This window comes from Algorimicrobium bowmanii (genome assembly GCF_054031195.1).
This window is the reverse complement of the sequence record NZ_CM132929.1, coordinates 2,953,986-2,975,812: the sequence shown is the minus strand read 5'-3', so window position 1 is coordinate 2,975,812 and position 21,827 is coordinate 2,953,986. Positions and strand designations below refer to the sequence as shown.

13 protein-coding genes and 1 tRNA gene are annotated in these 21,827 nt (G+C 36.3%); 9 read left to right on the top strand and 5 right to left on the bottom strand.

Features of this window, described 5'->3' with window-relative positions; all coding sequences use genetic code 11:
- Positions 1-29: 29 nt before the first annotated feature.
- Entirely contained in the window at positions 30-2,873 is a 2,844-nt protein-coding gene (polA, locus tag ACW5R3_RS13350; RefSeq protein ID WP_456577513.1) for a DNA polymerase I, read from the bottom strand.
- Between the two features lie 161 nt (positions 2,874-3,034).
- On the opposite strand from polA, the gene ACW5R3_RS13345 reads away from it, so the two are divergent.
- From ACW5R3_RS13345 to ACW5R3_RS13335, 3 genes are all read left to right on the top strand, one after another.
- Complete coding sequence (locus ACW5R3_RS13345; protein ID WP_456577512.1) at positions 3,035-4,435, top strand: aldehyde dehydrogenase family protein; 1,401 nt, start codon at positions 3,035-3,037, stop codon at positions 4,433-4,435.
- A 214-nt stretch (positions 4,436-4,649) separates the two neighbouring features.
- A complete protein-coding gene (locus ACW5R3_RS13340) occupies positions 4,650-5,885 on the top strand; it encodes a metallophosphoesterase (protein ID WP_456577511.1) in 1,236 nt (411 codons plus the stop codon).
- Between the two features lie 97 nt (positions 5,886-5,982).
- Positions 5,983-6,279: a thioredoxin family protein gene (locus tag ACW5R3_RS13335; RefSeq protein ID WP_456577510.1), complete on the top strand. Its 297-nt coding sequence runs from the start codon at positions 5,983-5,985 to the stop codon at positions 6,277-6,279.
- Here the strand turns inward: ACW5R3_RS13335 and ACW5R3_RS13330 are convergent.
- Both ACW5R3_RS13330 and ACW5R3_RS13325 read right to left on the bottom strand, forming a co-directional pair.
- A complete protein-coding gene (locus tag ACW5R3_RS13330) occupies positions 6,276-6,944 on the bottom strand; it encodes a polysaccharide deacetylase family protein (RefSeq protein ID WP_456577509.1) in 669 nt (222 codons plus the stop codon). The two genes, ACW5R3_RS13335 and ACW5R3_RS13330, sit on opposite strands and share 4 nt — an antisense overlap.
- Before the next feature lie 5 nt (positions 6,945-6,949).
- Positions 6,950-10,306, bottom strand: coding sequence for a protein O-mannosyl-transferase family (locus tag ACW5R3_RS13325; protein ID WP_456577508.1), 3,357 nt, complete (start codon positions 10,304-10,306; stop codon positions 6,950-6,952).
- A gap of 152 nt (positions 10,307-10,458) precedes the next feature.
- Here ACW5R3_RS13325 and ACW5R3_RS13320 point away from each other — a divergent pair.
- Positions 10,459-10,531, top strand: a tRNA-Gln gene (locus ACW5R3_RS13320).
- Positions 10,532-10,721: 190 nt separating this feature from the next.
- On the opposite strand, the gene ACW5R3_RS13315 is transcribed toward ACW5R3_RS13320, so the two are convergent.
- Complete coding sequence (locus ACW5R3_RS13315; RefSeq protein ID WP_456577507.1) at positions 10,722-11,546, bottom strand: universal stress protein; 825 nt, start codon at positions 11,544-11,546, stop codon at positions 10,722-10,724.
- Positions 11,547-11,720: 174 nt separating this feature from the next.
- Here ACW5R3_RS13315 and rimP point away from each other — a divergent pair, with 174 nt between their 5' ends.
- From rimP to infB, 3 genes are read left to right on the top strand one after another with little or no spacing between them, the layout of a single operon-like run.
- Complete coding sequence (rimP, locus tag ACW5R3_RS13310) at positions 11,721-12,182, top strand: ribosome assembly cofactor RimP (protein ID WP_456577506.1); 462 nt, start codon at positions 11,721-11,723, stop codon at positions 12,180-12,182.
- Positions 12,183-12,195: 13 nt separating this feature from the next.
- On the top strand, positions 12,196-13,428 hold the full coding sequence (gene nusA, locus ACW5R3_RS13305) for a transcription termination factor NusA (protein ID WP_456577505.1): 1,233 nt from the start codon (positions 12,196-12,198) through the stop codon (positions 13,426-13,428).
- Positions 13,429-13,457: 29 nt separating this feature from the next.
- Positions 13,458-16,325: a translation initiation factor IF-2 gene (infB, locus tag ACW5R3_RS13300; protein ID WP_456577504.1), complete on the top strand. Its 2,868-nt coding sequence runs from the start codon at positions 13,458-13,460 to the stop codon at positions 16,323-16,325.
- Positions 16,326-16,527: 202 nt separating this feature from the next.
- Here infB and ACW5R3_RS13295 read toward each other — a convergent pair whose 3' ends face one another.
- Complete coding sequence (locus ACW5R3_RS13295; protein ID WP_456577503.1) at positions 16,528-16,938, bottom strand: SPOR domain-containing protein; 411 nt, start codon at positions 16,936-16,938, stop codon at positions 16,528-16,530.
- Between the two features lie 214 nt (positions 16,939-17,152).
- On the opposite strand from ACW5R3_RS13295, the gene ACW5R3_RS13290 reads away from it, so the two are divergent.
- Positions 17,153-18,448, top strand: a complete 1,296-nt coding sequence (locus tag ACW5R3_RS13290; RefSeq protein WP_456577502.1) for a cytochrome c3 family protein — start codon at positions 17,153-17,155, stop codon at positions 18,446-18,448.
- A 92-nt stretch (positions 18,449-18,540) separates the two neighbouring features.
- Positions 18,541-21,801, top strand: coding sequence for a TAT-variant-translocated molybdopterin oxidoreductase (locus ACW5R3_RS13285; RefSeq protein WP_456577501.1), 3,261 nt, complete (start codon positions 18,541-18,543; stop codon positions 21,799-21,801).
- Positions 21,802-21,827: the final 26 nt, after the last annotated feature.

Sequence of the window (21,827 nt, the reverse complement as noted above, 5' to 3'; positions counted from 1 at the left end):
ACGTGTAAAAAAGCACTAACAATATATTATCAATGCGCTTCCAACCAATTTACACCAGTATCAATTTCTACATCTAAAGGTACTGCTAGTGTAAAAGCATTTTCCATTTCGGTTTTAATAAGGGTTGTCATTTCTTCTAACTCGGGTTTATACACATCAAATACTAATTCATCATGTACTTGGAGTAGCATTTTCGATTTAAAGTTTCCAGCTTCTAGCTTATTAAAAATGTTAATCATGGCAATTTTAATAATATCGGCTGCCGATCCTTGTATTGGGGCGTTAACCGCATTTCGTTCGGCGGCACCACGTACAATGGCATTTCGGGAGTTGATATCTTTCAAATAGCGACGGCGACCTAAAACGGTTTGCACATAACCATTATCGCGAGCAAAATCTACTTGCGTACCCATATAGCGTTTTAGCTTGGGATAGGTTTCGTAATAGGTGTCTATGAGTTCCTTGGCTTCACCTCTGGATAGGTTGGTTTGATTGCTTAATCCAAATGCCGATACACCATATACAATTCCGAAATTTACTGTTTTGGCATGACTACGTTGTTCGCGAGTTACTTCTTCAAGGGGAATATTGAATACTTTAGAAGCTGTAGAGGCGTGGATATCCTCACCATTTTTAAAGGCTTCAATCATGGTTTCCTCTTCGCTTAAGGCAGCAATAATTCTAAGTTCTATCTGACTGTAATCGGCAGCGAGTAAGGTGTAGTCGTCATTTCTAGGAATAAAGGCCTTGCGGACTTGGCGACCACGCTCGGTACGAATTGGGATATTCTGCAAATTGGGGTTGTTACTGCTTAAACGCCCTGTAGCGGCAACGGTTTGCATATAATCGGTGTGCACACGTCCTGTAGTTGGTTCTACTTGTAATGGTAGTGCATCTATATAGGTGCTTTTTAATTTAGATAAACCTCGGTAATCTAAAATATGTTGAATAATTTCGTGATCTTTTGCTAGGGCCGATAAAATATCTTCACCGGTTTTGTATTGTCCTGTTTTTGTTTTTTTAGGCTTGTCAACCAACTTCATTTTGTCAAATAAAATGTCTCCCAATTGCTTTGGGGAAGCAATATTAAATTCTTCGCCTGCAGCTGTATAAATTTGCTTTTGTAAAGCTTCTATATCTGCATTTAGCTGTTCCGATAAAGAACTTAAAAATTCGGTATCTAAATTTATGCCTTCTAATTCCATGGCCGCTAGAACACGGAGTAAGGGGATTTCGATATCGTCAAATAAGGTTTGGGTATTAGCTTGGCCAAGCTCTTTAGTAAAGTGTTCTTTTAGTTGTAAAGTAATATCGGCATCTTCAACAGCATATTCGGTTTGTGTTTCTAATGGCACATCGCGCATACTTTTTTGGTTCTTACCTTTTTTACCTATTAGGGTTTCTATAGAAATAGGTGTGTAATTTAAATAGGTTTCAGCAAGAACATCCATATTGTGGCGCATATCAGGATTAATTAAATAATGCGCTAACATGGTATCAAACAAAGGGCCTTTTACTTGTACGTTATATTTGGCTAATACTTTGATATCGTATTTTAAATTCTGACCAATTTTCTCGATGTTTTCATCTTCAAAGAAAGGTTTTAAGGCTTCTAGTAGGTCTTGAGTTTCCGCTTGATTTTCTGGGAAAGGTAAGTAGAATCCTTTGCCTACTTCCCATGAAAAAGCAATACCAACCAATTGGGCTGTAAGCGGGTTTAAGCCTGTGGTTTCGGTGTCAAAACAAACGGCTTTTTGATTCATTAAGTTTTTAATGAACAGATTGGTAGCCATTCCGGGAGCAATACTCTGATAGAAATGTGTTGTATTTGCAGCGTTTTTTCTAGTAAACTGAGCAGTCGTTTCTGTGGTGTTTGATGGATCGCCACCAAATAATAAAAATTGTCCGGCACCTGCTGAAGGAGCTTCTTTAGAGATTTCTTTATTTTCGCTATTACTAGGTGCTTCTGGTGTTGCGCTATCTGTTTGAACAGCAAATGTTTTTACGAAATTATCAATTAAACGTCTGAATTCTAATTCTTGGAATATTTCGGTAACTTTAGGGATATCAGGCTGCTCTAATTCAAAATCTTTAGCATTAAACTCTACCGGTACGTCCAACATGATGGTGGCTAATTTTTTGGAAAGGATTCCTAAGTCTTTAGCAGCTTCCACTTTCTCTTTCATTTTACCTTTCAGTTCATGGGTATTGGCTAAAAGGCCTTCCATGCTACCGTAAGCTTTAATGAATTTTTTAGCAGTTTTATCACCAACGCCTGGTAATCCAGGTATATTGTCAGATGCATCACCCATCATACCTAAGTAATCAATAACTTGTTCGGGGTGTTCGACTTCAAATTTTTTCTGAACTTCAGGGATGCCCCAAACCTCATAACCGCCACCAAAAGATTTTGGGCGATACATAAAAATATTTTCGGAAACTAATTGGGCAAAATCCTTATCAGGAGTTACCATAAAAGTTTGGTAGCCTTCTTTTTCGGCTTGTTTAGACAGGGTTCCTATAACGTCATCGGCTTCAAAACCTTCTTTAACCATAATAGGAATATGCATGGCTTTTAGAATTTCTAAAATATAAGGAATGGCTACTTTAATACCATCTGGTGTTTCATCTCTATTGGCTTTATAGGCTTCGTACATCTCAACACGATCGGCGCTACCACCTTTGTCAAAACATACCGCTAAATGATCGGGACGCTCACGCTTTATAACATCTAATAGTGAATTCATAAACCCCATAATAGCAGAGGTGTCGGTGCCTTTAGAATTGATTCGTGGGTTTTTTATAAACGCATAATAGCCACGGAAAATCAGGGCGTAAGCATCAACTAGAAATAGACGTTTTTTATCGGACATGTTTTTCATTTTATAAGTGCATCAAATCTACAAAAACTTACGCTTTATTTTATGAATTACAGAATCTAGTTATTAGTAGGTTTGGGGTATATTTTCCTGATTATTTGTAGTAGAGGTTTTAATTAAAGCTTATTTTTGAGAAAACCGGAAATATAAATTCTATGAGTAATCCATACGCATCCGTATTTGAAAGTCAGCAGAAAAACCAATTTAAAATAGGGAATACCAACTATAAAGAACGCATTGCAAAATTAAAACGCCTGCAGCAAGCTTTGGAGGTTACCTATAGAGATGCTATTGGCGAAGCGCTTTATGCTGATTTTAAAAAGCCTGTTTTGGAAACCGATTTAACAGAGATTTACCCTGTTATAGATGAGATTAAATTTGCTATTGCGCATTTAAAGCGGTGGTTACAACACGAAAAGGTAGTTACGCCTATTTCTATGTTGGGGAGTAGTTCGTATATAGTAAATGAGCCAAAAGGTGTGTGTTTGATTATTTCGCCATGGAATTACCCTATAAATCTCACATTCGGACCGTTAGTTTCGGCTATTGCTGGTGGTAATACTGTTATTTTAAAACCTTCGGAAATGACGCCTCATAGTTCAAAGTTAATGTCTAAAATTGTTTCAGACCTTTTTGAACCTAATGAAATTGCTCTTGTAGAAGGAGAGGTTGAAACCTCTGAAGCTTTATTGGAATTGCCTTTTAATCATGTTTTCTTTACGGGTTCACCAAAAGTAGGGAAGCTTATTATGAAAGCCGCTTCGCAGCATTTGGCATCGGTAACTTTGGAATTGGGCGGTAAATCGCCAGCAATTATAGATACAACGGCTAATTTAAAATCGGTGGTTAAGAAAATTGTTTACGGAAAATGTACCAACGCTGGGCAGACCTGTATAGCGCCAGACTATGTGTTGTTACATGAGTCGTTGAAAGCCGATTTTATTCGTTTTTTTCAAGCTGAAATTATAGCCTTTTATTCGGGTAATCCTGAGCAGTCTGAATCTTATAGTAGGATTGTAAATAAGTCGCATTTTGAACGTTTGGTTTCTGGTTTAAAAGATGCTAAAAATAAAGGTGCTGTGATTGCCGTTGGTGGAGAGGTAGAAGCAGCAGATTGTTATATTGCACCGACTCTGATAAGTGATTGCCCGGAACATACTACTCTAATGCAAGAAGAAATTTTTGGTCCGATTTTACCTATAAAAACCTATAATAATTTAGAGGAAGCAGTTGCTTATGTGAATGCAAATGAAAAGCCACTGGCACTTTATATGTTTAGTAAAAAGCAGAAACAAATAGATTATGTTATTGAAAACACTCGTGCTGGTAGTACCTGCGTTAATCATAATTTATTACAGTTTTTGAATCATAATCTACCGTTTGGGGGGTCGAATAATAGTGGTATCGGAAAGTCGCATGGTGTTTTTGGATTCCGTGAATTTACCAATCAGCGCTCGGTATTGAAACAACATACTTTAGGAGCTGTAGATTTACTGACTCCTCCCTATAGTTCCTTGAAACAGAAGTTGGTGGATTTAACTATCAAGTGGTTTTAAAAAATTAATTTCTACGAGTTGTGGTGGCTTTAAAAGCGTTGACTTTTAAAAGTTTTAGAGTTTATTTTGTAATGATTAAGGTGTTTAATCCGACCCCTATGCTAGTTTGTAAATTATGGATGCGGTTTTGTGCTTTAAATAACTTTAACACCGCCTTAAAATTGGCGTGCCGTATTTAGCAGTATCTTTGCAATCGCTTGAAAAAAGAATTTGTATGTCGCGTTGGATTATTACTTTTATTATATTTTCTGTTATTGTTTGTTTCTTGGAGTTTTATGCTTTTCAGGCTTTAAAAACAATAACCAAAAACAAACTTATTAAGGCTATTTGGATTCTTTCCGCTGTGGCTGTTTACGGGTATTTTCTATTTATACTATATATAACTCCGCGAAATGCTGGGCAAACCAACGCATTTCAGCTGGCAGCAGGTTTTATGCTTACTTTTTTAGTACCAAAAGTGCTATTGGTTGTTTTTATGTTTGGCGAAGATGTGTTTCGTATTTTTAGAAAAGGATATTCTTGGATAGGTCCTGGTGAAACGCAAGTTTTTGAGAGTCGCCGTACCTTTATAGCTAAAATAGCATTGGGCTTAGCGGCTATTCCTTTTGCATCATTTATTTATGGTATTATACAAGGGCGCTATAATTACAAGGTTATTAAATATCAAATAGCTTTTGATGACTTGCCTGAGGCTTTTGATGGATTTACAATTACCCAAATTTCTGATATTCATTCGGGGAGTTTTACTAATAAGGAGAAAATTCAATACGGGATAGACTTAATAAACGAGCAGGAATCTGATGTGCTGTTATTTACTGGTGATTTGGTGAATAATATGGCTTCGGAAATGACTGATTGGGTGCCGCTTTTTAAAACACTAAAAGCTCCTTATGGGAAGTATTCTGTTTTAGGAAATCATGATTATGGTGATTATGTAAAATGGGATACAGCAGCTGAAAAGGTTAAGAATTTTCAGGCGGTAAAAGACGTGCATCCAAAAATAGGTTTTGATTTACTTTTAGATGAGCATCGTTATATAGAAAAGGATGGTCAGCGTATTGCTCTGATAGGTGTTGAAAACTGGGGTAAAGGTTTTAATCAGGCAGGTGACTTACAGCGTGCTTCAGCCGGGGTATCTAAAGATGATTTTAAGGTTTTAATGAGTCATGATCCATCTCATTGGGAATACAAAGTAAAGGATGATGCTTTTAATTACCATTTAACGTTAAGTGGTCACACACATGGGTTACAAATGGGGATTGAAATTCCAGGTTGGTTTAAATGGAGTCCATCACAATATATATACAAACAATGGGCAGGCTTATATGAAGAGTTTGGTCGTTATGTAAATGTAAACCGTGGGTTTGGCTACCATGCCTTTCCTGGACGTGTGGGGATATGGCCAGAAATAACTGTAATAGAGCTTAAAAAAGGACCTAAGCAAGCTTAAATAGGTGTTTTAGAGTATCTAAGCGGGTTGGATATTAGTCAAAATAAAAAAAAATGCGTAGGTTTGTTATAGCACATGTGGCTTAAATAGATACTGTATGTCAAAATTTGGTGAACTTATAGATGTTAATATTCCAGTCTTGTTAGACTTCTTTACGGAATGGAATGACCAATCGACTGCTATGCATGCGGTTTTACGTGATGTAGCTGCTGCGTTAGGCGATAAGGCAAAAGTTATTAAAATTGATGTTGAGAAAAATAAGGAGTTAGCTGATGCACTTCGTGTAAAAGGCTTACCAACATTAATTATCTACAAAAATGGCGAAATGAAATGGCGTCATAGTGGTGAGCAAGATGCCAACACATTAATTGGAATTATTCAAGAATACGTTTAAACAGGAAGTGTTTTAAAAGTGTATCCTTTTTCGGAGAAGTATGCTAATACTTTAGGTAAGGCATGCATCATATTTTTAGACGCTTTCACACTATCGTGAAATACAATAATACTACCAGGCTTGCTATGCTTAATAACGTTTTGATAGCATTGTTCAGGGTTAATAGTATGTTCCCAATCGAAAGATAAGATGGTCCAGGTAACTACAGTATATCCTAATTTCTTTAGAGCTTTACCTTGACTTGGTTTTATTTGACCGTATGGTGGTCTGAATAATTTTGCCCCCGTTGCTTTATGGGCTGAGTTTTGGGGTTTGTTATATTCTGCGTTGATTACAGCTTGCGCTTTATTAACATCTGTTATGTAGTTATCTACTGTATTGCGCCATCCTTTTAAATGACTGTAAGAGTGGTTTCCAATTTTATGACCTTCCTCTAGGATGCTATGAAAAATATCGGGGTGTTTTTCAATGTTATTACCAATACAGAAAAATGTAGCTTGGGCTTGAAATTGTTTGAGTGTATTGAGTGTCCATTGGGTGACTTCAGAAGTTGGGCCATCATCAAAAGTGAGATAAAGGACCTTTTCAGAAGTAGAAAACTCCCAAACAAAGTCTGGGAGTATCTTTTTTAATATAGTAGGTATCTTAACAGGAATGATTCCCATGTTGTTTAATTTTCAGGCGTCAAACTCAAGGTGTCATCTTGAAGAATGTCTATGTCTAACGGTTCTGGTGTTTCTTCCGTTTCTGGAATGTCATCACCTCCGTAAAAGTGGCTAAACAGATTTAAGAAGTTTGAGAATGTTTTCGTTTCTGTTTTGGCAAACTCCTTATCGTAAGTTATTACTACGTCAACAATACTCTTATAACGTTCGATGTCTGTATAGATTTGTTCGAAAACCATTTGTTGTTGTTCTACATCTAACTTGCTGTAGTATGTAAGGTTTTCTTGGTATTTCTCTGCTACATCCATAAATAGTTTTCTAGCTTTTTCTGTAGCATCTACCTGGTAATAAGCGTTGATGTATGGTTCTAGAAGGGTGTAGTAGCCAAATAAATCTACCGGCATGTTTTCCATAGCTATATCGGCTATTTCTTCTGCTTTGTCATATTGCTCTTCATTAATTAGTTGCTCAGCTAAACGTGCTAAGTTACCACGGTATGTGATTGAGTTTTTACGAGTTTCAACATCGTGATAAATATCAGTGCTGCCGCTATTTCCCCAATCCCAGTTTTTAACTTTATTATACATCAATTCGCTATCGACGCGTCCCATATCAAAAGGGTTCCCTCGATTAACTGGTGTTTTAATAGGTGTTAGTCTGTAAGCCATACCATCTAACTGTAGGTAGTCTTTCATCCAGATATAATCGTCATTACCAAAGGCGCCTCCGGTGAAATAAATAGGGCGTTTCCAATCGTTAGAGTTAATAATGTCTAGCATTAAAAGGCGATTCTTTAAAACAGCGCCATCTGTAATTTTAATATCTAGGTAGTCTTCAATTTTATCGGCATCCTTTTCTTTAACGATTCCATATTTAAGAGCATTTTCTTTATTAACCGGAACACGAATATTTTCTACAGGGAAATAATTCGAGTTTTGTAACTGCGAAGGATAATAACTAGGGTCTTCGCCTTGCATTTGAAGGATGTACTTAAACTTTGTTTTAGGGTTATCGCTAGTAACAAAATCCATAAAATCTTTTAGCGCTAAAGTGTCTTTATTTAAAACCGGAAGTCTTCTGCCTTGAGCGTCTATATAATCCGTTTTTTTCATGATATAATCGCGTGTACCATAACGGTATTGCTCATGCGTTAACTGTGATGGTATTGGGTCACTTTCATACGCTTTACGTTTCATTTGGTCTATATACCAATCTGTTTGGAATAAGCTGGTGTTTACCACACGAACATCGGTACGGTAACCTTCAATTTCTTGTGCATACCATAAAGCAAAGGTGTCGTTGTCTCCAATGGAGAATAAGATTCCGTTCTCTTCAACTGAATCCAGATACATTTTCGCCATAGCACGAGCAGTATATTTATCTGAACGGTCATGATCATCCCAGTTGTTAGCAGCTAATATTCCAGGAACAAGAATAAGACAAGCTAGTGTAATAGCTGGTGCTAATAATGGAGATGAAACTTTGCTGCGAAGTAAATCGACTAAGGCATAGGCGCCGAAACCAATCCATATAGCAAATACATAGAATGAACCTACCACGGAATAATCACGTTCACGTGGTTCAAAAGGTCTTACATTGGTGTAAACTTGAATAGCTAAACCTGTAAACAGGAAAAATACCAAAGTAACCCAGAATAGTTTTTTGTCTTTATTGTACAGAAAGAACAGTCCGATAATTCCTAAAATAAGCGGCAGGAAGAAATATGTGTTTCGTGCTTTGTTTTCTTTTACATCTGTTGGTAAATCGGTTTGTGGAAGACCTAAGTGCCATTCGTCAATAAAATTGATGCCACTTAACCAGTTTCCGTTAAAATTATCTAGTTTTCCTTGTACGTCGTTTTGTCTACCTACAAAGTTCCACATAAAATAACGCCAGTACATGTAACCCAATTGGTATTCTAACATGTAGGCAACATTGCTTCCTAACGACGGTTTTTCAACATCGATAATTTGACCATTTTGTTTTAAGAAATTATGATAATCTTCATAATCTACCATGCCATTAGCAACTTCATTTTTAAAATTGTTTATAGCGGCGCGCAGTTCATTTTCCATTTGGTACTCTGGTTTCAGGTTGAAATCTAAGTATCCAGAGAAAATCATATAATTTTCAGCATTTTCACCACTCCACATACGGGGTAGAATAGAGGCGTGATCTGAGTTGTAGTTTTGACGTGCTTTTTCCCAGTCGTTTACAATAACATATTTTCCTGCTTTCTCGTCTTTTTCGTAGTTAGGTTTGTCGTCTATATAAGGTTCGTTGTCATCCAGACCAGAATATTGATCGGTAAATTGCGGCCCGTAAAATAAATGGGTTTCTGGGTATTGCTCTAAATTGTAATAAGCTAGAAGCTCACGCGCATCACTCGGGTCGTTTTCATTAATAACCACTTCGGCATTAGCACGAATAGGTAGCATTAACCATGACGAAAAACCAACAATAATAAATGTAACACATAGAATTCCGGTGTTTAGGTGCTTTAAATTTTTGCTACGTGTATACTTTAATCCGAAGAATATTAAAGCTATTAAAGCAATTCCGGCAAAAATAGTTCCAGAGTTAAAAGGAAGACCAATGACATTTACAAAGAATATTTCGGTAGCAGAAAATATACGTAGAATGTTTGGTGCTAATAATTTAAATATAAATAGAAGGATAGCTACAGAAACAACATTAGCAATAATGAAGTTTTTAACTGTAATCTCCTTATAATTTTTAAAGTAATAGATTAGTCCTATAGCTGGAATGGTAAGTAAACCCATAAAGTGTACTCCAAAAGATAACCCTATAATAAATGCAATAAGGACTAACCAGCGGTTTCCACGCGGTTTATCCATATCACGTTCCCAACGAAGACCTAACCAGAATAATACAGACATAATTAAAGTTGCCATGGCGTACACTTCTGTTTCAACTGCATTAAACCAGAAGGAATCTGTAAACGTAAAGGCTAAACTTCCTACCAAAGCACTCCCTAAAATTGCAATTTTTTGAGTATTATTTAAATTTTCAGGCTCTCCAACCAACTTTCTTAATAAAAGTGTGATGGTAAAAAACATAAATAAAATAGTAAAAGCACTAGCAACGGCACTCATCATATTTAACATAAAACCAACTTGCGATGGCTCTAAAGCAAACATCGAAAAGAAGGCGCCAAACATTTGAAATAACGGTGCTCCTGGAGGGTGACCAACCTGAAGTTTAGCTGAGGTTAGTATGTATTCGCCTGCATCCCAAAAACTTACTGTTGGTTCTACGGTTAGACCGAAAGTAAGGAATGCTACTAAAAAAGCGAACCATCCTAATATAGTATTCCACTTTTTAAAGTTAATCTGTGTCATGTAATTGCAGTTTTTTTGATTAAGCGAATTTAACAATAATTATCAAATGGGACATGCTTTTAAGGAAACGTTAAGTATTTAAATTTATTTTTTTTGAAAAAATGTTTGTGCAAATAAATAATTGTTTTAAATTTGCAACCTCAATACGAGATTGGCCCATGGTGTAACTGGCAACACGTTGGTTTTTGGTACCAAAGAGTCTAGGTTCGAGCCCTAGTGGGCCAACAAGTAGAAAGAAATCCTAACCATTAATTTGGTTGGGATTTTTTGTTTTATAGTCTTTCTGTTTTTAGGAACTTGATAGGTTTCTCTTCAGTTTCTTAATTAGTATTTCCTGTTTATTAGATAGTTTTATAGAGTATGTATAAAAAAAAGCCTCCATATAGGAAGCTTTTTTTAAGGTATGTGAAGTTTGTTAGATTTTAAATGTAATCACTGGACGTTTAGCATGGTTAACTAGATCTTCACTTATGCTTCCGTTAAAGAAGTGAGCAATACCTTGTCTGCCATGGGTGCTAATACCAATTAAGTCGGCACTGATATTGTGTGAGAAGTTTAGAATCCCTTTTTCAACACTCTCGTCGTTATAAATTGTAATCGTGTAATTATCAAAGGCATTTCCGTCTATGAATTTTAATATACGCGATTTGGCGGTTTCTGTAGTAACAAAGTTGTTGGCTGTGTTAACGAATAATAGGTGGATTTTAGCGTCTAAGGCTTCGGCTAAAGCTACGGCTTGTCGGTATGTGCCTTTGTTGTCGTTTTTAAAGTCGGATGCAAATACAAAGTCGTTAACAACAAAGTCGGTGTGTTCGTTTTTAATAACTAGCACGGGAACTTCGGCTGTCCTAACTACTTTTTCGGTGTTAGATCCGATAAACATTTCTTTAAAACCGTTAGCGCCATGTGATCCCATTACAATTAAATCTACACCGTGTTCTTTGCACGTGTTTGTAATGCCTGTAAAGGTTTGGTTGAAATCTACTGTTTCATGTACTTTTATCCCTTGAAGATAATCTTGGCTAATAGTAGTTTCAAATTTCTGATGTGCCAATTTCATAAAAAACATTGCTTCTGGTAACTCACTATATTGACTTAGAGCATCTACTTGATCCAGTGGTAGTTCTAGCATATGAAGTAAATAAATTTCACTATCGTGCTTTCGCGCTAATTGTGCAGCCACTTTTAGGGCTTGTTCTGCTTCTTTTGAAAAGTCGGTGGGTACAAGAATTTTTTTCATATATGATGTTTTTATCAGTTTATAATTAAGTCTTTAAATTTAAGAATAAAAATTGATATTTCATTCATTATGGAATTCAATTAAATTATTGTATATTTGCACCGTTGTAAGAAAAGAATAAAAGAGGGGACCTGAAAGTCCCCTCTTTTTATACCAATTTTTTGTATCATAATTATGTTAAGACAAACAGTAGAGACTTTATTAAATGATGCCTTAGAAGAGCGTGAGGATTTGTTTCTTATCGATTTTAAGATGGGAGCCGATAATGCTATTTCGGTAATTATAGATGGTGACCAAGGTGTAACCGTTGATGATTGTGTGTTTATAAGTCGTGCTATAGAGCATAATATAGATAGGGACGAGCATGATTTTTCGTTGGAAGTGGCTTCAAATGGGGCTGCAGAACCATTGGTTCATGTTAGACAATACAAAAAACATGTTGGTAGAGACTTGGAAGTACGCACACAAGAACAAGAGGTAAAGGGGCAACTAATAGCTGCTACCGATACGGATATTACTTTAAAGTGGAAAGCCAGAGAGCCAAAACCAGTAGGTAAAGGAAAAGTAACAGTAGAAAAAGAGGCTCAAATAGCCTATCAAGATATTGTAGAAGCAAAAGTTATGATAAAATTTTAATTCAAAAAGAGATATGGAGAATCTTGCGTTAATTGATTCATTTTCGGAGTTTAAAGACGATAAATTAATCGATCGTGTAACGTTAATGGCGATTTTAGAGGATGTTTTTAGAAACGCTCTTAAAAAGAAGTTTGGTGATGATGATAATTTTGATATTATTATAAATCCTGATAAAGGCGATTTAGAGATATGGAGAAATCGTATAGTTGTTGCAGATGGAGAAGTAGAAGAACCGAATCAAGAAATTTCATTATCGGAAGCTCGTAAGATTGAGCCAGATTTTGAAGTAGGTGAAGATGTGTCTGAAGAAGTAAAATTAATAGATTTAGGACGTCGTTCAATATTAGCATTAAGACAGAATTTAATTTCAAAAATTCACGAACACGATAATACTAACATCTACAAACAATTTAAAGATTTAGTAGGTGAAATTTATACTGCTGAAGTACACCATATTCGTCATAGAGCCGTAATTTTGTTGGATGATGAAGGAAATGAAATAATTCTTCCAAAGGAGAAGCAAATTCCTTCGGATTTCTTTAGAAAAGGAGATAACGTTCGTGGTATTATTGAAAGTGTTGATTTAAAAGGTAATAAGCCAGCAATTATCATGTCGCGTACGGCACCGGTATTCTTAGAAAAATTATTTGAACAAGAAATACCAGAAGTGTTTGACGGTTTAATTACAATAAAAAATGTGGTTCGTATACCAGGCGAGAAAGCTAAAGTAGCGGTAGATTCTTACGATGATAGAATTGACCCTGTAGGTGCTTGTGTTGGTATGAAGGGATCTCGTATTCATGGTATTGTTCGTGAATTAGGAAACGAAAATATTGATGTTATCAATTATACAGGTAACTTGCAATTATTTATAACTAGAGCATTAAGTCCAGCGCGTGTGACATCAATTAAAATTGATGAAGAAAATAAGCGTGCCGAGGCTATTTTAAAACCAGAAGAAGTTAGTAAAGCAATTGGACGTGGTGGTCACAACATCCGTTTAGCTGGTCAGTTAACTGGTTATGAGATTGATGTGTTTAGAGAGGGCGCTGAGGAAGATGTTGAATTAACGGAATTCCGTGATGAAATTGAACCTTGGATTATAGAAGAGTTTAGTAAAGTTGGTTTAGATACAGCTAAGAGTATCTTAGAACAAGATGTTCAAGATTTAGTGAAACGTACCGACTTAGAAGAAGAAACAATTAATGAAATAATTAGAATTCTTAAGGAAGAATTCGAAGAATAACATATATTAGGTTATATTAAAGGCGATTTATGGCTGAAACAATTAGATTAAATAAAGTATTACGCGAGCTGAACATTTCTTTAGACCGAGCTGTCGAGTTTTTGGACTCAAAAGGTATCGATATAGAGAAGCGTCCGACTACAAAAATTTCTCAAGAAACGTTTGATATCCTTTCAAATGAATTTCAAACAGATGCTAACAAAAAGATGGCATCTCAAGAAGTTAGTGAGGCAAAACTAAAAGAGAAAGAAGCGTTAAGAATTCAACGCGAGCGCGAAATTGAGGCAAAAGAAAAAGAAAAGGCAGAACGCGAAGCCCGAGCTAAAGCTAAAGAAGCTGAAGTTGTTAAGGCTAAGTCTACTCTGTCTGGACCAAAACAAGTTGGTAAAATAGACTTGGATGCCGATAAGAAAAAAACAGAAAAGCCAAAAGAGAAAGCTCCAGAGCCAACTCCAGAAGCTCCTGTTGAAAACGTAGCTAAGCCTGCCGAACAACCTAAAGCTAAAGACGTGCAAAAGCCCGAAGCTAAGGCAACTAAAGAGGACACGCCATCTTCTAAGTCTGCTCCTAAGCCAAAAGCCACTGCGCCAAAAGCCACTGCGCCTAAAGCGGAAGCACCTAAAGTAGACAAGCCCAAAGCGGCACCTGAAAAAACAGAAGCGCCTGCATCTGCGAAGTTAAAAGCAGATACCACTGCTAAAGTGGAAACAGAAGCAACTGATACACCAGGAGAAGCACGTGTTAAAACACAATATCAAAAACTTACGGGACCTAAAATTGCCGGAGAGAAAATTGATCTTTCCCAGTTTAAGAAACCTAAGAAAAAGACGGATAACAAATCTGGTAACGATCCTAAAAAGAAACGTCGTAGAATAAGTAAAGCGGGATCGCCAGGTAATGCTGGTAATGCCAATTCTAGAGGTGGAAATGATCGCCATAAAGGTAAACCAGGTTCTGGAAAAGGCCGTCGTAATATAGTTAAAGAAGAGCCTAGTGAAGAAGATGTACAGAAACAAGTACGCGAAACATTAGAAAAACTTCAAGGAAAGTCTAATAAAGGAAAAGGAGCGAAGTATCGTCGTGATAAACGTGATCAGCATCGTGAGCAAACCGAAAAAGACTTACAAGCAGAAGCAGCAGAAAGCAAAGTACTTAAAGTAACAGAATTTGTTACAGCTAGTGAAGTTGCAACCATGATGAACGTATCTGTAACGCAAATTATATCGGCATGTATGTCGCTTGGTATGATGGTTACAATGAACCAACGTTTAGATGCTGAAACACTTTCTATTGTAGCTGATGAATTTGGTTATGAAGTAGAGTTTGTAACTTCTGATATAGAAGAATCTATTGAAGTTATAGAGGATAAACCAGAAGATTTAGTAGAACGTGCACCAATTGTTACAGTAATGGGTCACGTAGATCACGGTAAAACATCTTTATTAGATAATATTCGTGAAGAGAATGTTATTGCTGGAGAATCGGGAGGTATTACACAGCATATTGGGGCCTACGGTGTAGAGTTACAAAATGGTCAGAAAATAGCCTTTTTAGATACACCAGGTCACGAGGCCTTTACAGCCATGCGTGCTCGTGGTGCCCAAGTAACCGATATTGCTATTATTGTAATTGCTGCGGATGATGATATTATGCCACAAACAAAAGAAGCTATTTCGCATGCACAAGCAGCGGGTGTGCCAATTGTTTTTGCAATAAATAAGATAGATAGAGAAACTGCCAACCCTGATAAAATTAAAGAAGGTTTAGCTAATATGAATTTATTAGTTGAAGATTGGGGTGGTAAGATACAGTCGCAAGACATCTCTGCTAAAAAAGGAACTGGTGTTAAAGAGTTACTAGAAAAAGTATTACTTGAAGCCGAATTATTAGAATTGAAAGCTAACCCTGATAAGCGAGCTGTTGGAACAGTAGTAGAAGCCTTTTTAGATAAAGGTCGTGGTTACGTTTCAACAATATTAGTTCAAGCCGGAACGCTACGTATAGGTGATTATGTTTTAGCTGGTAAAAACAGTGGTAAAATTAAAGCCATGCATGATGAGCGTGGAAACGAAGTTAAAGAAGCAGGGCCATCTACACCAGTATCTATATTAGGATTAGACGGAGCACCACAAGCGGGTGATAAGTTTAATGTATTTGAAGATGAGCGTGAGGCGAAACAAATTGCTACGAAACGTACTCAGTTACAACGTGAGCAATCTGTTAGAACACAACGTCATATTACTTTAGATGAAATTGGTAGACGTATTGCTTTAGGTGATTTCCAAGAATTGAATATTATCCTTAAAGGTGATGTTGATGGCTCGGTAGAAGCTTTAACAGATTCATTCCAGAAACTATCAACTGAAGAGATTCAAGTAAATATTATACATAAAGGTGTTGGACCAATCACAGAAAGTGATGTGTTATTAGCTTCGGCTTCTGATGCTGTTATTATTGGATTTAATGTTCGACCAATGGGTAATGCTAGAAGTATTGCTGATAAGGAAGAAATTGATATCCGTACTTACTCAATCATCTATGACGCTATTAACGATCTTAAAGATGCCATGGAAGGTATGTTATCTCCAGAGCTTAAAGAAGAGGTTACTGGTACAGCTGAAATTAGAGAAATATTTAAAGTATCTAAAGTTGGAAGTATTGCTGGTTGTATGGTATTAACTGGAAAAATCTTTAGAAATTCTAGTGTACGTTTAATACGTGATGGTGTTGTAGTTTACACAGGTGAATTAGCATCGCTTAAACGCTTTAAAGATGACGCTAAAGAAGTTTCTAAAGGGTATGATTGTGGTATGCAAATTAAGAACTACAATGATATTAAAGAAGGTGATGTTATTGAAGCTTACCATGAGGTAGAAGTTAAAAAGAAATTGAAATAGTAATTCATTTTCATATATAAAAAAAAGAGTGCCAATTGGTACTCTTTTTTTGTTTTCAAAATAAGGGTTTTTAAAAGCTTGTAAGCTTTTAGCATTCTTTTATGTCTTTAAATTAAAACGGTCTTAAAAGCGATTGTCGTACTGATTTTACCAGTAAGTCAAGTTCACCTTTAAGACCGTTTTATATAAGTTGTGTGATGGTTTATTTTGTTTCTTTCTTTTCCTTCTTTTTAGGTTTGAAACGAAAAGCATCAGGAAATTCTTCACGAATAATTTCTAATCCACGATCAGCATCTAATCTGTTTCTAAAATTGCCAACCCATACTTTATAGTTTGGTGTTTCATAAACTAGCTTTGTAGGGATTTTTTCAAACTTATCTTCAAAATCGGTTATCGTTTTATCTGCTCCCGAGCGATCTCCTGAGAATATTTGAATTTTATACCTGCCAGAATCTTCGTTTGAAGTATTCATTTCCTTCTTTAATGCTAATAAAGCATCAATTTCAGATGGCTGATTGACCGTTACAGCCCCTTGTTGTGCATAAAATATGTTAACACTAAGCGCTAAGCCTAACGTTAAAAATGTCTTGGAATATCTGTTCAATAAATTCATTTTCAATAGTATTTGATGCAAATGTAAAAGATTAAAAACTATAATTGAGATGTTTTATTATTTAGAATTTCTCTAAATTAGCAATTAACACTTCTGTAACATTTCTAAAATCGACTTTAAATGTTACTTTTGCGAGAGATTTTATTATTGTATTTTTTTCTTTTGTTAATTGAAAAAATCATACCAAAGTTTAGAAGTTAATTCAACCAATAATATGAAACAGGTGAATCACCGAAAATTAGGCAAGAACATTTTACGTTTAAGTTTAGTTATTTTATTAGCATTTTCAACATCCCTTTCTGCTCAGGAAGGAGATCCAGCAAAGGGTAAATCATTATTTAACGCCAACTGTGCTGCATGTCATAAGTTAGACAAAAAGATGACGGGTCCTGCCCTTCGTCATGTCGAACAACGACTAGCGGACGATGAAGGTCTAGATAGAGATTGGCTAAAAGCATGGATACATAACAGTTCTAAGCTTATTAGTTCTGGTGATGCATATGCCAATAAAATATTTGACGAATATGGTGGGGCTGCCATGACAGCATTTCCACAATTATCAGATCAGGATATTGTAGATATTTTGGCGTATACAGCTGAAGAGGCACCTGCACCTGCAGTTGCACCTGCTGCAACAGCTGGAGCGGCTCAAGGCGGTCATGCTGGGGGCTCTATTTCAAACGAACTTATTTTAGGAGCTTTAGCGGTGTTGTTTGCATTGTTAGCGATGGCATTAATTTTAGTAAGACAAACTTTAAATAGATTTGCTGACGCTAAAGGTGTTGATGTTTCGGAAACAAAAGGTACACCAATTTGGAAAGCATTTATTCAAAATCAGTTTTTAGTATTAGTATCTGTTGTGATACTTTTATTAACAAGTGGTTATTTTGTGTTCGGTTATTTAATGCAGGTTGGTGTTGATCAAGGTTACCAACCAGTACAACCAATTCACTATTCACATAAAATTCACGCTGGAGATAATGGTATAGACTGTAAGTACTGTCACTCATCTGCACGTGTAAGTAAAACATCAGGTATTCCTTCATTGAATGTTTGTATGAACTGTCATAAATCTATTTACGAAGTAGCACCGGAAACGGCAACTGCAGAGTATAGTAAAGAGTTTTACGATGGTGAGATTAAAAAACTTTATGATGCTGTAGGATGGGATGATGCTGAGCAGAAATATACAGGTGAAACAAAACCAGTTAAATGGGTGCGTATTCACAATCTGCCAGATTTTGCTTACTTTAACCACTCACAACACGTTTCTGTAGCTGGTATTGAATGTCAAACATGTCACGGTCCAGTTGAAGAAATGGAAATTATGTATCAACATGCGCCACTTACTATGGGTTGGTGTATTAACTGTCACAGAGATACAAATGTGAAAGTTGAAGATAATGCATACTACACGAAAATTCATGAAGAATTATCTAAGAAGTATGGTGTAGACAAATTAACAGCAGCACAAATGGGTGGTCTGGAATGTGGAAAGTGTCACTACTAATATAGTAGTCATTGCACATCACGTGTCTATAATCTCTTAAAAGGGATTTAAAACTTAAAAATAATTAATAAGAAGTAATTCAATTATATAATATGTCATCAAACAAGAAATACTGGAAAAGTGTTGAAGAGCTAAACGAGAATAGCTCAATTGTTGAGACGCTAAAACAAAACGAATTTGTTAAGGAAATTCCTACAGATGAATTTTTAGGTAATAAAGAGTCATTAGAGAGTTCCAAGACAACACGTCGTGATTTCTTAAAGTATATTGGTTTTAGTACAGCAGCTGCATCATTAGCAGCTTGTGAAGGGCCGGTAGTTAAGTCTATACCTTACGTAGTGCAGCCAGAAGAAATTACACCAGGTGTCGCTAACTATTATGCAACAACTGTTGCCGATGGTTATGACTATGCATCTGTTTTAGTAAAAACTCGCGAAGGTCGTCCAATTAAAATTGAAAACAACACGTTAGCTGCTGCCAATGGTCAAGCAAATGCTAGGGTGAATGCTTCTGTTTTAAGCTTGTACGATAGTATGAGAATTCAAGGTCCAATGAAATCAGGTTCGTCTATTTCATGGAGTGAATTAGATACTGAAGTGGCTCAAAAACTAGAGGAAATTAGTAAATCAGGGAAAGCAATTGTTTTATTAACACAAACTTTTGCAAGTCCGTCTACAAACAAGTTAGTAAATGAGTTTCAAGCTAAATTTGGAAATGTTCGTCATGTACAATATGATGCTATTTCTGAATCGGCTGCTTTAGATGCTTATGAAGCTAATTACGGTGAACGTGGTTTAGCTAATTACGATTTTTCTAAGGCAATGACAATCGTTTCGGTTGGAGCTGATTTCTTAGGTGATTGGCAAGGTGGAGGATTTGATTCTGGTTATGCGAAAAACAGAATTCCAGCTAATGGAAAAATGTCTCGTCACATTCAGTTTGAATCTAATATGTCTTTAACTGGAGCTAATGCAGATAAGCGTGTTTCTTTAACACCAAGTCAGCAAAAAATAGCTTTAGCTAAATTATATAGTGCCGTAGTTGGTGGATCTGTATCTGGCGACTTACCAAAGCATATTGAAGATGCCATTCAAAAAGCAGCTTCAGAATTGAAAAAAGCAGGTAGAAAAGGTGTGGTTGTTACAGGTGTCCAAGATGTGGATGCTCAAACAGTTGTATTAGCAATAAATGCACACTTACGTAGTCATGCATTCCACGCAAGAACACCTATTAAAGTAAGACAAGGAAATGATAGAGCGGTTAATGCTTTAGTTGCAGATATGAATGCAGGTAAAGTAGGCGCTATTATTATGAGTGGAGTAAATCCACTATATACATTACCTAATGCTTCAGCATTTTCTGAAGGATTAAAGAAAACAGCATTATCCGTTTCATTCACACAAAAAATGGATGAAACAGCTTTAGAAACAACATATTTAGCTGCTGCGCCTCACTACTTAGAGGCTTGGGGAGATGTTGAATTGAAAAAAGGCCATTTTGCCTTAACACAACCAACTATCCGTCCATTATTTGATACGCGTCAATTTCAAGATGCTATTTTAAAGTGGACAGGAAATGATGTTTCGTATCATGATTATATTAAGCAGACATGGCAAGCACATATCCTAGGAGGTGCTTCATTTAGTCAAGCTTTGCATGATGGTGTGTTTGTAACAGCTGGAGCTAGAAGACATGGAAACGGTTCAGTTTCTGAAACTACGACTACAACTGAAACAACTCTTAATGAAAAAGATAAGAAAACGTGGGTAGGAGGTATCATTCAAGACGTAGCTGAAAGTGTTGGTTTACGTGATAAAGAAGAAGATACTTATACTACAACAACGCATACGAATACAACTACACATGCTGTTGGCGCTGGTATTTCAGCACCTTTAGCTGTTTCTGGTGGAGATGCTGCTAAAAAATTAGCTGCTACTGCTCCAGTAGGAGGTTTGGAATTAGCATTATATGCTAAAACTTCAATGGGAGATGGCCAACAAGCTAACAACCCATGGTTACAAGAAATGCCAGATCCTATTACTCGTACAACTTGGGATAACTACGTTACAGTATCACAAGCAGATGCTACAGAATTAGGAATTAAAAATTGGCATGAATCTGACGGTGGATTAAACGGTAGTATTGTTGAAATTACAGTAAATAATGTAACCGTAACTGCTCCTGTTATTATTCAACCAGGTCAAGCTAAAGGTTCTATAGGTTTAGCTTTTGGTTATGGTCGTACAGCTGGTTTAAAAGAGGAAATGCAAACAGGTGTTAATGCCTTCCCTTTGTATACTGATTTTAACCCAACTCAAAGTGTTAGTTTAAAAGTTGTTGGTGGCGAGCATGAATTTGCTTGTGTGCAACTTCACAATACGCTAATGGGTCGTGGCGATATTATAAAAGAAACAACATTAGAAATATTCAATACTAAAGATAAAGCACATTGGAATGCTGTACCTGTAGTTTCTCTGAATCATCAGGAAACACCAGTAACATCTCCAGAAGTTGATTTATGGGATGAATTTGACCGTACTATTGGTCATCACTTCAACTTATCTATTGACTTAAATGCTTGTACAGGATGTGGTGCTTGTGTTATAGCATGTCACGCTGAAAATAATGTTCCTGTTGTTGGTAAAGAAGAAGTTCGTAAGAGTCGCGATATGCACTGGTTGCGTATTGATAGATATTATTCATCTGAAGATACATTTGAAGGTGATAATACTAAAAAGAACGATACAAAAGGACTTGCAATTATTGATGCATTGGATGAAATGGAAACAGCAGCGGCTAATCCGCAAGTAGCTTTCCAACCAGTAATGTGTCAGCATTGTAATCACGCACCTTGTGAAACTGTTTGTCCAGTAGCGGCAACATCACACGGTCGTCAAGGTCAAAATCATATGGCTTATAACCGTTGTGTTGGTACACGTTACTGTGCTAATAACTGCCCTTATAAAGTACGTAGATTTAACTGGTTCTTGTATAACGAAAATGATCAGTTTGATTACCATATGAATGACGATTTAGGTCGTATGGTATTAAACCCAGATGTTACTGTGCGTTCGCGTGGTGTCATGGAGAAATGTTCTATGTGTATTCAAATGACACAGAAAACAATTTTAGATGCTAAACGTGATGGACGTCTTGTTAAAGACAGTGAATTCCAAACAGCTTGTTCTGCCGCATGTGGATCAGGAGCAATGGTTTTCGGTGATGTTAATGACAAAGAAGGTCAAGTAGCAAAACTAAAAGAAGATAAGCGTATGTATCACTTGTTAGAGCATATTGGGACAAAACCTAATGTGATGTATCAAACGAAAGTGAGAAATACAACCGAAGCATAATAAAACGAATTAAGAAAATAATTATA